This window comes from Xylanimonas protaetiae (assembly GCF_004135385.1).
In the GTDB taxonomy this organism is placed as follows: Bacteria; Actinomycetota; Actinomycetes; order Actinomycetales; family Cellulomonadaceae; genus Xylanimonas; species Xylanimonas protaetiae.
Window position 1 is genome coordinate 2,237,387 of record NZ_CP035493.1, and the last position, 12,684, is coordinate 2,250,070.

At 70.8% G+C, this 12,684-nt stretch carries 14 protein-coding genes; 3 read left to right on the forward strand and 11 right to left on the reverse strand.

Annotation, left to right across the window (positions count from 1 at the left end; translation table 11 throughout):
• Window positions 1-49: 49 nt before the first annotated feature.
• Window positions 50-247, forward strand: a complete 198-nt coding sequence (locus tag ET471_RS10295; RefSeq protein WP_129188073.1) for a hypothetical protein — start codon at window positions 50-52, stop codon at window positions 245-247.
• Between the two features lie 217 nt (window positions 248-464).
• On the opposite strand, the gene ET471_RS10300 is transcribed toward ET471_RS10295, so the two are convergent.
• From ET471_RS10300 to ET471_RS10325, 6 genes are all read right to left on the reverse strand, one after another.
• Window positions 465-1,211, reverse strand: a complete 747-nt coding sequence (locus ET471_RS10300) for an SOS response-associated peptidase (protein ID WP_129188075.1) — start codon at window positions 1,209-1,211, stop codon at window positions 465-467.
• A 41-nt stretch (window positions 1,212-1,252) separates the two neighbouring features.
• Window positions 1,253-2,875 carry a tyrosine-type recombinase/integrase gene (locus ET471_RS10305; protein ID WP_129188077.1) on the reverse strand — a complete coding sequence of 541 codons (1,623 nt, stop codon included), beginning with the start codon at window positions 2,873-2,875 and terminating at the stop codon, window positions 1,253-1,255.
• A 5-nt stretch (window positions 2,876-2,880) separates the two neighbouring features.
• The gene (locus ET471_RS10310) at window positions 2,881-4,512 is read right to left on the reverse strand and encodes an IS1634 family transposase (RefSeq protein ID WP_129186106.1); all 1,632 of its coding nucleotides are present in this window, start codon (window positions 4,510-4,512) and stop codon (window positions 2,881-2,883) included.
• A gap of 108 nt (window positions 4,513-4,620) precedes the next feature.
• Window positions 4,621-5,268: a hypothetical protein gene (locus tag ET471_RS10315; protein WP_129188079.1), complete on the reverse strand. Its 648-nt coding sequence runs from the start codon at window positions 5,266-5,268 to the stop codon at window positions 4,621-4,623.
• Between the two features lie 203 nt (window positions 5,269-5,471).
• Window positions 5,472-6,677, reverse strand: coding sequence for a tyrosine-type recombinase/integrase (locus ET471_RS10320; RefSeq protein WP_207207250.1), 1,206 nt, complete (start codon window positions 6,675-6,677; stop codon window positions 5,472-5,474).
• 106 nt (window positions 6,678-6,783) lie between these two features.
• Complete coding sequence (locus ET471_RS10325; protein WP_129188083.1) at window positions 6,784-7,002, reverse strand: SOS response-associated peptidase family protein; 219 nt, start codon at window positions 7,000-7,002, stop codon at window positions 6,784-6,786.
• 163 nt (window positions 7,003-7,165) lie between these two features.
• Between ET471_RS10325 and ET471_RS10330 the strand changes: the two genes are divergently transcribed.
• On the forward strand, window positions 7,166-8,497 hold the full coding sequence (locus ET471_RS10330; protein WP_129188085.1) for an LCP family protein: 1,332 nt from the start codon (window positions 7,166-7,168) through the stop codon (window positions 8,495-8,497).
• Window positions 8,498-8,641: 144 nt separating this feature from the next.
• Window positions 8,642-9,865, forward strand: a complete 1,224-nt coding sequence (locus ET471_RS10335) for an LCP family protein (RefSeq protein ID WP_129188087.1) — start codon at window positions 8,642-8,644, stop codon at window positions 9,863-9,865.
• 3 nt (window positions 9,866-9,868) lie between these two features.
• Here ET471_RS10335 and ET471_RS10340 read toward each other — a convergent pair whose 3' ends face one another.
• The 5 genes from ET471_RS10340 to ET471_RS10360 are packed head-to-tail and all read right to left on the reverse strand — an operon-like array spanning window position 9,869 to window position 12,663.
• Window positions 9,869-11,098: a pyridoxal phosphate-dependent aminotransferase gene (locus tag ET471_RS10340; protein WP_129188089.1), complete on the reverse strand. Its 1,230-nt coding sequence runs from the start codon at window positions 11,096-11,098 to the stop codon at window positions 9,869-9,871.
• Window positions 11,099-11,114: 16 nt separating this feature from the next.
• Window positions 11,115-11,576: a hypothetical protein gene (locus tag ET471_RS10345; RefSeq protein ID WP_129188091.1), complete on the reverse strand. Its 462-nt coding sequence runs from the start codon at window positions 11,574-11,576 to the stop codon at window positions 11,115-11,117.
• A gap of 30 nt (window positions 11,577-11,606) precedes the next feature.
• Window positions 11,607-12,065: a pilus assembly protein gene (locus tag ET471_RS10350; protein WP_129188093.1), complete on the reverse strand. Its 459-nt coding sequence runs from the start codon at window positions 12,063-12,065 to the stop codon at window positions 11,607-11,609.
• Complete coding sequence (locus tag ET471_RS10355) at window positions 12,062-12,472, reverse strand: TadE family protein (RefSeq protein WP_129188095.1); 411 nt, start codon at window positions 12,470-12,472, stop codon at window positions 12,062-12,064. The genes ET471_RS10350 and ET471_RS10355 overlap by 4 nt, the downstream gene beginning before the upstream one ends.
• Window positions 12,469-12,663: a hypothetical protein gene (locus ET471_RS10360; RefSeq protein ID WP_129188097.1), complete on the reverse strand. Its 195-nt coding sequence runs from the start codon at window positions 12,661-12,663 to the stop codon at window positions 12,469-12,471. The genes ET471_RS10355 and ET471_RS10360 overlap by 4 nt, the downstream gene beginning before the upstream one ends.
• Window positions 12,664-12,684: the final 21 nt, after the last annotated feature.

The window sequence follows — 12,684 nt, forward strand, 5'->3', positions numbered from 1 at the left end:
AATCGGTGATTCGACCGTGCGTGCCCTCCGTCGTCTACGCTCCGGGAGCATGAAGAGGCGTCGACGCGGCGAGATCGTGTGGCGGGCCGTTGCCTGGTTCGCGTTGAGTGGAGCGCTCCTCACCATCGCGGCAGTAGCGACGGGCCTGCCCGGTTGGCTGCGCGTGTTGGCGGCGCTGCTCGGTGCAGTCGCGATGTCCTCCTACGCGATGGCGCTCAACCGACCGCAGCGGGGACACGGCGAATGAAGCCCTGGCACTTCGTCGTCGTTCTGGTCGTCGTCAGCCTCGTCTCCATCGCAGCCCTGCTGTGGCGAACAGCAAGGAAGACGAAGTAGATCCGTCGCGTCTAGCGGCACCTTGATGCGCGAGATCTGCAGGCGCGCCGACACCGTTCCGTGGCGCCCTCGCAGGCTGGCCGGGATCCGTAGGAGACTGGCCGCCTACGTCCGGCGCCACGCATGCGTCAGGTGACGACCGGTTCGATGAGCTGGGGTCCGTTGTTGCGGACGTTCCCAACAGCCGGGCTGACGACCCGCGGCACGAGATGCGGCTCGGGCACGGAAGCGACCAGATCACGCACCTGATCCGCGTCGGTCAGCGACGGGTCGAGCCAGGTGTCGATGAAGTCGTCGGGCAAGAGCAGCGGCGAACGGTCGTGGATGTGCCCGGTCGAGTCGGTGGCAGTGGTGGTGATGACTGCGCAGGTCCAAAGCCAGCGATGCGCGTCGTCATCAGCCTTGGTTGGATCGCGCCACAGCTCGTACAGCCCTGCGGCGGCCAGAGGCTCCTCGTTCGCGCCGGTGAGGTAGTAGGGCGTCTTCGTTCGTCCGTCCTCGTGCGTCTGCCACTCGAAGTACCCGTCCATCGGGATCACGGCTCGCCTGAGGGTCGCTGCTCGACGGAACGCGGGCTTCTCCGTGATGGTTTCCGCGCGGCCGTTGATCAGGTTGCCGCCGACCTTCGAGGCGGGTTTACCTGCGGGCGGCTTCGTCCAGCTCGGCACGAGTCCCCACGACACAGTCCGGAGCTGAGTTCTAGGACCGCCGTCGTTTGTCGAACCTCCGTGCGGAGGGCGCACGACGACGATCCGCACCGGGTCTGTAGGGGCGACGTTCCACGACGGCGGCGGCGTCGTGTCGACGATCTCATCGATGGCGAACTTGTCGCGGAGGTCTTCGTCGGACCGGAAGGATGCGTAGCGACCGCACATGCGTCCAGTATCCCGGCTGGCACCGACACAGGCTGGGCCGCTTACGAGCCGACGCCACGTGCATGCGTCAGCGACGGGAGGCCGAGGGGCACTGGGCCCGGTCGGCGTTGCGTTCGGTCGAGCGCAGCGAGCTTGCCGGCGGCGGCCTGAAGGCTGATCTCGAGGCCTTGCATCTCACCATGCCAGCCGTTCATTCGAGCTTCATCCATGCGGTCGCGCAGGTTGTCGATGATCGCAGCGAGGCGCGGTCGAGCGCGCGGATCGACCCGCAGCATCGGGCACCGGATGCAGGCGTGCTCGTGGCTGCACGGGGTGGCATAGGGACGGCCGCAGTCACCGAGCTCGAGCTTGCGGGTCTGGAAGTGGTGCTGGAACTCGGTCCATTCGGCGTCGGTCGGTTCTCGGTACTCCTCGGCCGGTCGAACGGCGCGTCGGGTGTCGAGGTACGCCCGGTAGGAACGGATCAGATCGTCGTTGAAGACCGCGGCGTAGCCCTGCGTGGTGACGAGACGGTTGTGACCGAGGATCTTCGCGGCGATGTGGATGGGCAGGCCGCCGGTGACCATCTCGGTGGCGAACATGCGCCGAAAGTCGTGCGCGGTCGCCTTGATCGGTTCGCCGGCCGAGTTCCGGATGCCTGCCCTGGCCCACGCGCGGGCAAGCAGCTTGTTGACCATGCCCGTGCTGATCACCCAGGCGCGGTAGTCGCGCGTCCGCTGGAACAGGTGCGGCAGCGGTGCTCCCCAGACACGCTCGTGGGCGTCGTAGCGGGCGACCAACGGTACTGAACCGCCACCGGTGGTCCTAAGTCGGCTGACGACGCTGGCGAGCACGCTGGCCAGCTCCGGGGTGATGACCAGCAGGCGCTCCTGGTTCGTCTTGGAGGGGACGATCTGGAGCAACGGGATGGTCTCACCGGTGTCCGGCAGGCGGTGGCTGACGAGCGCGAGCTGGGTGAGCTCGAGCAGCTCCTCCACGCGCACGCCAGTGTGCCGCAGAGTCTCGATGACCGCCCACGTCCAGAACGCGTCGTCCTCGAGGTGGGTGAGGTCGAGCCGTTCGCCGGTCCCGAGATCCTCGACCCAAACAGCCTCCTCGATGGTGCGGCGAACCGGGCCGGTCTGATCGACGCCGGGCGGCAGCCGCCAGTAGCGTCCGCCGGCGTGCTCGAAGATTCCTTCTGGTTCGCAGGAGTACCCAGCCGCGAGGAGCTCAGCCTGGCGGTGAAGGTGATCCTCAGCGCAGTCGACCAACCGCATCAGATGCGGCAGGCGATCACGGACGCGCTGATGCATCCGGGCGGTCACTTCCCTCTTGGCCTTCATGTAGCCCGTGGTGTCGGCGCGACGAACGGGGCATGGCACGGCCCACGGCGCCCATGACGGGTCTTCCAACGCCCAGGCGGCGATGTCGAGGTAGAAGGCGCGGACCGGCACGAAGATGCCGAGTGTCCAGCGTCGGGGACGGTTCGCGCCGTCGCGGTCCAGAACGGACTGGGTGCGCTGACGCCATGCTTCGGCGACGTCCACGGGTAGGTGTAGCGAGTCGATTCCGGGGTGGTGCGCCTCCAGATCCGCCCAGAAGTTGGCGAGGGTCCGGGCCAAGCCGGTGAACGTGCTGTAGTCGAGCGCGGGACGCCGCTCATTCAACCTGACTTGGGTCAAGAGCCTTAGTGCCTTGCGGGCTTCCTGATCGCGTCGAGGATGGCCTGCTTGTCGGCGGGGATGGCGGGTTCGGCGTCGCGGATGACGCCGTTGATCTCGATGGTCGCGGAGCGCAGTGGTCGTAGCTCGCGCAGGACTTTCCGGATGGACAGTCCGGTGCGGTCCTGGATCGTGCGGGAGACGGCCAGCGCGGTGAAGACGATGGTGAGGTGGGCTTCGATCGCGTCGCGTGTCCTCGCGAAGAAGGGTCTGGCCTGCAGGTCTGTCTTCGACATCCGGAAGGACTGCTCGACGTGCCACAGATCGTGGTAGCTGGAGATGACCTCGCCTGGGGCCATGACCGTGGCGGGGATGTTCGTGACGTAGCCCTTGAGGCCGGCGACCTTCCGCGCCCTGGCCAGGGCGGTCTCGTCGAGGGTGCGGGCGGTTCCGGTGGTCTTGACGAACCGGGTGGCGCGGGCGGGCTTGTCACCGTCGATGACTGATCGGGCGCGGTCCTCCTGCGCGGTCAGGGTCCGGTTGTCTCTCGCGAACCTCTTCGCGGAGTAGGCCCACACGGCCCGCCATGACGCCGGGGTCCCGGTCTTCGTCCACACGGGCTCGGCCTTGACGTTGACGTCATTGACGGGCGTCGCGCCGCGGTGCTTGGGGGTGATCGTGTCGATCATCTGCCCGTCGGTGAACACGGTGCCGTGCCACCGGTAGTGCGAGGCCAGGTCGAGGGGCGCGGTGGTCTGGCGGGAGCCGACGATGAAGGAGAACCCGGCGTCGTCGAGCTCGCGCAGGTTCGCACCGGAGAGCATGCCGGCGTCCGCGACGATGACCATGCCCTCGATGCCGTGCCTGGCTTGGAAGGACTTGATGACGGGCAGGATCGTGAGCGTTTCGGCCTTGTTCCCCTCGAAGCAGCCGATCTCGAGGGGGAACCCGGTCCTGTCTACGAGGAGGCCGACGACGATCTGCGGGTCGACGCGACGTTCTTTGGAGTAGCCGACCTTGCGCAGGTCGTCTTCCTTCTCCGCTTCGAAGTAGAGCGTGGTCACGTCATACAGCACGAGGGACACATCATCGCTGGCCTGCGCGAACGTGAAGCACGCCTTCGCGATCAGGTCCCGGTACCGGCCGTCCTGCGCCCGCTTCAACGTCCGCTTCCGCGTGGACAGCGACGCGGCGACCCGGCCCAGGTCGGACAGGACCCGGTCGACGTCGAGCAGCGAGGTCGGCTCCACGATCCGCGCGATCACCAGGTCGCGGAAGGTGTCGTCGCCGACGATGTCGAAACCGAGCTCGTCGAACACGCCCCCGATCGCGTCGTACAGGATCCGGGAGAACGAGCGCCGCAGCAGGGGCGCGGGCATCCACCCACGCGCACGGGAGGGCGTCTGCCCGAACAGGGCCGGCGGCTGCGGGACGGGAATCAACGGGGCGTACCTCGACACGGCCTGCAGGCCAAGGTCGAGCTCCAACTGCTGGTCACCCTTGATCAGATCGGCCGCCTCATCCATCAACAGGCCGAGCGCGACCTCGTCATGCGCCGACCCGACATGCCGCACGATCCGCCGCCGCCCGTTCACGGACTCGACGATCTGGACCGCCGTCGCACCCGACGCCGTCCTCACCCGCCGAACCCACACCACCCCGGCAGCGTACTTAGTGCCTCCAGGAGGACACTAACCCACAGAGCCACGACCATCACCGCAGGTCAGAGAACTGCGGATCGCGGGCTGTGGAGAACCTGACCGAAGTCAGGAGTCGAGCGCGGGACGCCGCTCATTCAAGTAGCGCACGATCACGTCACGTACGGGCCGGCAGGCCAGCTTGTAGGAGTCGACCAGCTCCTCGGTCGACAGCTGTCCGAGCTGGCGCATCGCGTGGAATGGAGAATCCGGGATCTGCGCGATGCCGCGCACGAGGTCCCACCCGATGCTGATGCCTCCGCGCGTCTGGCCGCCGGGCCGACCTGTCGCGTGCCGTAGCGCCATGAAGTCGTCCAGCGTCAGCTGATCCAGATCACGTCCGCTGTGTAGCACGAGCACGGTGAGGGTGTTCACGGCCTGGGTCCGCTGGAACTTGCGGAGTCGTAGGTGATCTGCGTTCTCGTGGACGAGGGCGAACAGATCGGGGCGGAACGTCGACCGAGCAAGCTCATAGAGCTTGCTCGACGCCAGGGTCCGCAGGAACCGATGGCTCGGCAGTATGAAGCGCACGAGCATTAGGCAGGTCAGGGCCTCGAGGATGCGGACCCGTTTGGTGTCCGAGCTCCGTGCGTCATCCCTGGTTATCTGCTCGATCCAGCCGGTGGTGTCGTCGGGGTTCGCGGCCTCCCAGCGCGCTTGCCACCCATCACCAGGTTGAGCTGCGAGCCATGCGAGGATCACGCGCGTCGAGTCCATCACCAGGTGCTGATGCCGGGGCGAAAGGCAGACCACTCGCTGGGAACTGGCGACAGCACCGAGCACTTCGTCCGCCGAGGCTAGGTCCAAGGGTCCACCCACGCCACCACGCGCTCCCCACACGGCACGCTGCTCCTCGGTGGACCGCCAGAGTGGAGGTCTGGGCGTGCGTGGGCGAGTCACCGGCGTCGGTGACGGGGCCCTCACGGCGTGCTCCCGTCGAAGAGGACAGCCATGTCTGCCGGGTTGTATCCCCGGGCCAACGTTGGCGGCTTCAACGTCGGGGCGGCACGTTGCTCAAGGTGAGCAAGCACACGCCTTGCCACCTCGGCGTCCTCTTCGAACAGGTAGATCGACGCCGTGGTGTCGATGTCGGCGTGTCCCAAGATCACCTGCACGTCGCGCAGCGTCAGGTTCGAGTCACGGGACATGCGCAGTGCTGCGGTGTGCCGCAGGTCATGCATGGACCAGTTGGTGCCGAGCGCGACGTTGACGCGGCGGAAGACCGCACGGAGCGCGTCGTAGCTAAGCGGCTGCTGTGCCAGGCCGGTCCCACGATCACGCCTCCGGACTGTGCGCCAGATCGCCTCGTTCGGGCCGAGCGGTCCGACGTCCGCGAGGTAGAGCCGCAACCAAACGAACGCCTCGGCGCTGGCCGGCAACCATTGTTCAGCGCGAGTGCCCTTGCGGATCACCCGCACCAGTTGTTCGCCCCAATCGATGTCAACGCCCCGCAGACCGAGCAGTTCTCCGGCCCGTGCCCCGTTGCTGACCCCGAGGGCGAGCAGTGCCCGGTCTCGGTGTGAGCGCAGCGCAGCGAAGACATCACGCCACTGCTCGTCCGACAGGGTGCGCGGCCGTCGCTTGGGGACAACAGGGTTGTAGCGGAAGCGACCCTCGGCCCGGAACGGTTCCATCGGGTTGTGGTGCAGGTTCGCTCGTCCGCGATGAGCAGGTTGCACGGGGTTAACCACCGGGCCCTCGCCGAGGTCCGCCCAGAACTCGTAGAACCCGCGAAGCACGGCCATCGCGTGCCGAACCGTCCTGGGCTGATAACGATCGTCGAGGTAAGCCTTGCGCGTGATCGGGTTCACCGTTCCCGCGGTCGCAAGCGAGACCGTCCGCAGTGCGGCGCCTGGTTTGGTCGCCGCGCCGAGCCACAGTGCGTAGTCCCTTACGTCTGCGGACGTGACGCATGCCCAAGACACCTCGCGCACACCCAGCCAGCGCCACCACCGGAGCAACGCGTACGCATAACTTCGCACGCTCCCCGCGCGATTACCCCTTGCCGTGAACTCGACGAGATAGCGACGGACGGGCTCGATCGGCGTGTCTTCAACGTCGACGACTACCCAAGGAGTCGGCCCCGGGTCCTCGACCACACTGCCCCATCGAGGCAGGTCCAGCACCGTTCGATCCACAGTCCACCTCATCCACGGTCGGTCAGTGGATGAGGTCTATCTGGTGCCCGGTCTGTCCGGCTGCAGGGCGGCGGCGTGTCGCCGCGTAGTCCGGTCAACACCCCCACCGTGCGACCTGGAGCGTCCGCGTGATCTCGCCCCTGCCCGGGCCCGCGTCCGTCCTCGCCGGCCGCTCGACGACGATGCGCACCGGGTCGGTCGGGGCCACGTTCCACGACGGCGAGAGCTCCACGACGTCGTCGGCGAGCTCGGCGATCTCCAGGTCGTCGGCGACGTCCTGGGCGCTGCGGAAGGAGGCGAACCGGCCACACATGGGACCATCTTCTCCCCGGCCGCCGACACGGGTCCCGTCCGCGCCGCTCCCAGCGGCCACCCAGGATCTCACCCGACCGCGCGGCGTTCATCCCCGGGAGACGACCCGTCGATGGTTTAGCGCCTGACCTGCGTCGACGCCCGAACCTCGCTAGCGTCGTCGTGTGGCACCGACGCGCCCGAGACACCTCCCGCTCCGCCGCACGCACCGAGTCCGGCACATCGTCGCCCTGACGCTCACGGGCGTGCTCGCGTTCGCGGGCGCCGCGGCCGCGGCCATGTACGTCGAGCTCCAGTCGAAGATCGACACGTCCGACGTCGACGCCCTGCTGGGGCAGGTCACCGACCGCCCGACGCTCGCGCCCGCGGACCCCGACGACCCCTACGCGGGTCAGGCGCTGAACGTGCTGGTCATGGGCACCGACTTCCGTGGCGAGGGCAACGACGCGCTCGCCGGCGACGGCGACGAGTTCCACTCCGACTCCACGCTCGTCGTCCACGTCTCCGGCGACCGGTCGTGGGTCGAGGTCGTCTCCATCCCGCGCGACTCCCTCGTGGACATCCCCGCCTGCCCCCTGCCCGGCGGCGGAACGTCCAAGCCCCGCCGCGGCGCCATGTTCAACGAGGCGTTCACCATCGGCGGCGGTGCGACGCAGGACGTCACCGGCGCCGCCGCCTGCACGATCCTCACTGTCGAGAAGCTCACCGGGGTCGCGATCACCGACCACGTCGTCGTCAAGATGAACGGCGTGATCGGCGTCGTCGACGCCATCGGCGGCGTGCGCATGTGCTTCCCGGAGCCCGTCAAGGGCTCGATGGTCGACCTGGACCTGCCGGCGGGGCAGCACACGCTCACCGGCTACGAGGCCATCAACTTCCTGCGCGCGCGCAAGGGCCAGGGGATGGGTCTCGAGCTCGGGTCCGACCTCGAGCGGATCAAGCGGCAGCAGGCGTTCTTCGACGCGATGATGCGCGAGGTGCTCGCGCAGAACGTCGTCACCGACTCGCCCCGGCTCTACCAGATGGTCGCGGCCGTGCTGGGGTCCATCAGCACCAACCCCGAGATCGGCAGCCCCGCCGCGCTGGCCGGGCTCGCCTGGAGCCTGCGCGACATCGACACCACGAACATCGTGTTCACGCCGCTCGCCGTGGCGACCGCCCCGACGAACAAGGACCGGGTCGTGTGGGTCATCTCCGAGACGAAGCCCCTGTGGGCCCGGATCGCGGCGGGCGACCCGCCGCCGAGCGTCGCGGCGTCGCGGTCGGGGGCTTCGGACGACGGCTCCGGGGACTCGGGCGCGGGCGGTGGCGGTGGCGGTGGCGAGCAGCCGCAGGGCGGCGCGTCGACAGACACGGGCGCGCCCGTGGGCGGCGGAGCGGGCAGCCCCACCGCCGAGCCGCCCGCCGGCAGCCCCACCGACGGCAGCCCCACCGCCGGCCAGGACGAGGCGACCCCGACCCCGACGCCGTCGCTCCTGCCCGGCGTCTGCCCCTGACCGACGGGCCCCGCGGCGAGGGCCGAGCGGAGCGCGCCAGGACGGCCGACGGGACGCGTGCCATGTCGTCGCGATGCGCCGTGGCTGCACCACGAACGCGCCGAAGGCCGTTCCCGGACCGGTCGACCTGGTTAGGTTCCGGCCGTGCCCTCCCACTCCCCGCGGCACGCGGCCGCCCCGCGTGCGCGCCGTGCCGCCCGCCGCGCGGAGCCTCCCCGCTCCCGCCGGCAGCCGCGGCACGCCCAGCGGCTGCGGACGCACCGCGTCGCCCGCGGGCTCGGCATGGCGCTCACGAGCGTGCTCGCGTTCTCGCTCGCCGCAGGCTGCGCCGTCTACCTCGACCTGGTCTCGGGGCTCCAGGTCTCCGACGTCGACTCGCTGCTCGCTGGGCGCGACGACCGGCCCACCGTGCCGGCCGACCCGGACGACCCGTTCGCGGGCTCCGCTCTCAACATCCTGGTCATGGGCACCGACTACCGCGGCGACGGCAACGCGGAGATCGCCGGGGAGGGCAACGAGTTCCACTCGGACACCACGCTGCTCGTGCACGTCGCGGGCGACCGCGAGCACGTCGAGGTCGTGTCCATCCCGCGGGACTCCCTCGTCGACATCCCCGCCTGCCCCCTGCCCGACGGCGGCCAGAGCCGGCCGCGCAACAACGCCATGTTCAACTCCGCGTTCGCGATCGGCGGCGGCCCGGGCCGCGACCTGACCGGCGCGGCCGCCTGCACGATCCTCACGGTCGAGCACAACACGGGCGTGCGCATCACCGACCACGTCGTCGTCATGATGAACGGCGTCATCGGTGTCGTCGACGCCATCGGCGGCGTGCCCATGTACCTGCCCGAGGCCGTGCGCGGCGACCGCTACGTCAACCTGGACCTGCCCGCCGGCGACGTCCGGCTCGACGGCGACCAGTCCATCAACTTCCTGCGCGCCCGCGGCGGCCGCGGCATGGGCCTCGAGCTCGGCAGCGACCTGGCCCGCATCACCCGTCAGCAGGCGTTCATCGACGCGATGCTGCGCGAGATCCTGGGCCAGAACCTCATCACCAGCACGCCGCAGCTGTTCCGGCTCGCCGAGGCGGTGCTCGCGTCGGTGTCGCCCGGGCGCGGGCTCGCGCGGCCCGCCGAGGTCGCGGGGCTGGCCTGGTCGCTGCGCCACCTCGACCCCGCCGCGCTCGTCTTCACGTCCCTGCCGCTGACGGCCGCGCCGAGCGACCCGAACCGCGTCGTGTGGGTGCGCCGCGAGGCCGACGTCATCTGGCAGCGGATCATCGCCGGCGAGCGCCCGCCGGAGCTCGTCGCCGCGCAGGAGGCAGAGCAGCACCCGGACGAGGCCGCGTACGAGGCCGAGGCCGAGGGCTGAGCCCTACGCCGGGCCGAGCCCGCGCAGGCGCTCGACCGCCTCGCGCAGCACGGCCTCCCGCTTGACGAACGTGAAGCGCAGCGCGTGGCGCAGCCGCGCGTGCGTCGGCGACCCGGCCCGGCAGAACGCCGCCAGCGGGATCGCCACCACGCCGGCCAGGTCCGGCAGCCGCCGCGACAGCTCGACGCCGTCCGCGAGCCCCAGTCGCTCGACGAGGCGCGTCCCGTCCGCCACCACGAAGTAGGTGCCGCGCGGCACGACGACGTCGAACCCCGCCGCGCGCAGGCCCTCGCACAGCAGGTCGCGCCGCGCCGCGAGCGACGCCGCGAGCTCCCGCGGGGCGGCGTCGTCGGCGAGCGCCTGCGCGATCGCGGGCTGGAACGGGGCGCCCGACACGTACGTGAGGAACTGCTTGACCGTGCGGACCGCCGTGACCAGCGCGGCCGGGCCGTGCACCCAGCCGATCTTCCAGCCCGTGAGGCTGAACGACTTCCCGCTCGACGAGACCGTCAGCGTGCGCTCCGCCATGCCCGGCAGCGTCGCGAGCGGCACGTGCTCCGCGCCGTCGAACGTCAGGTGCTCGTACACCTCGTCCGTGACGACGACGGCGTCGCGCTCGCGCGCCACCTGCGCGACCGCCTCGAGCTCGGCGCGCGTCAGCACGGTGCCCGTCGGGTTGTGCGGGGAGTTGACCAGCAGGATGCGGGTGCGCGGGCTCGCGGCGGCGCGCAGGGCGGCGACGTCGAGGCGGAAGCCGTCCGGCGCCGGCTCGAGCGCGACGGGCACGTGCGTCGCCCCGGCGAGCGCGACGACCGCCGCGTGCGCGTCGTAGAACGGCTCGAGCGTGATCACCTCGTCACCCGGACCGGCCAGGGCGAGCACGGCGCTCGCGAGCGCCTCCGTGGCACCCGTGGTGACCAGCACCTCGGTGTCCGGGTCGACCTCGAGGCCGTAGTGCCGCTTCTGGTGCGCGGCCACCGCCGCGCGCAGCTCCGGGACGCCCGGGCCCGGCGGGTACTGGTTGGCCCCCTGCTCGATCGCGCGCACGGCGGCGGCCTTGACGGCCTCCGGCCCGTCGACGTCGGGGAAGCCCTGCCCGAGGTTGATCGCCCCCGTCCGCACGGCCAGCGCCGACATCTCGGCGAAGATCGTCGCCGCGACGTCACCCGTCGGGGACAGCAGGCCGGTGGCGCGGGCGACGTCCTGCCACGCGCCGCGAGGGAGGTCCGTCATGGTCGCGAGGGTAGCGTCACGGGCCACCCGTCGACGCCCGCGCCGACGACGTCGCCCGCAGCGCGAACCCGTCCCCGACCGACGTCGTGAACCACGCCAGCAGCGGCGGGTGCGACCGGGCCGTCACCGTCACCCGCGCGGTGCGGCCGTCCGGGGTGCTCGCCTCGACCACCTGGAGGTCGGCGGGAAGGTCCGCCGGGAACGGGTAGTCGGCCAGCTCCTCGGTCACCGCGCGCGCGACGCCGGCGTCGGTCAGCAGCGGGCCGGCGCCCGCGGCCGCGAGGTGCTGGCTCGGGGTGGCCGCGTCGGCGGCGCTCGCGGCGAGCAGGTCGGCCAGGTTGTACAGGCGCTTGTTGTCGAGGTGCACCGCGGTGGCCGACGCCACCATCGCCACGAGCATGAGACCGACCACCACGAGCCCCAGCGCGAGCAGCAGGATCCGCCCGGACTCGCGCTCGGGCGCCGCGTCCCCGCTCACCGGGACTCCCCGTTCACCGGGTCTCCCCGTTCACCGGGACTCCACGAACTGGTCGACCGTCGCGCGGTAGCGCGACTCGACGGGGATCTCGAGCGGCACCCAGGAGCGCAGCAGCGCGGGCACGAACGGAAGCGGGACGACGGCGCGCACCGTGGCCGTGACCGTCGCGCCCGGTGTCAGGCACGGGTCTGCCGAGCACGTCACCTGGACGGCGTCGCCGGTCAGCGCGGGGCCGGCGTCGAAGCCCTGGTCCTCGAGCGCGAGGGAGACGGCCACGCGGGCGCGCGTCTCGGCGTCGGCGGAGGTGGGCGCCGTGACGACGGCGCGGGCGGCCTCGCGGGCGCCGCCGTCGACGGCGAACGCGCCGGCCTGCAGCCGGCCCAGGGTGAGGACGAGGTACACCAGCGGGATCAGGAGCAGCAACGCGGTGCCGATGAACTCGACGACGGCGGAGCCGCGCTCGGGGTCGACGGGCTCGCCCGCGTTCACGGTCGCTCCTCCAGCGCGTGACCGGAGACCGTCATCGTCCCGGACGGCCCGAGCAGCCCGACCACGGGCAGGGGCGCCCGCACGGTGATCTCGACGACGGGCAGGCCGTCGCGCACGGAGGTCCGGGCGACGACGTCGTCGGCGTAGCGCCGCGAGAGGGAGGCGCCGATGAGCGCCCGCGTCCGCGCGATCCCGTCGTCCGCGTCCCGGTCGGCGCGGGCGGCCACACGGGCGCCCTCGGACGCGGCGTCGATCACGAGCGAGCGCACGTGCTGGGTGAACGCCACCTGCACCACGCCCAGGAACAGCGCGAGCACGAGCGCGGCGACCATCGCGAACTCGGCGACGGCCGATCCGCTCTCGCCGTCCGACCCGCTCTCGCCGTCGCCCGACCCGCCCGGGCTCATACGCCGCCCGTCACGCTCTTGATCGCCTGCGTGAACGCGTCCTTGAGCATCGGGCCGGCGAGCGCCCACAGCGCGACCACGAGGCCTGCGGTCATCAGAGTGACGAGCACCCACCCGGGGACGTCGCCGCGCTCGGGGTCGAGGTCGGGCTCGCCAGGGACGGGCGGCTGCGGCGTGGTGTGGTCGGACATGACGTTCCTTTCGTGGGTGGT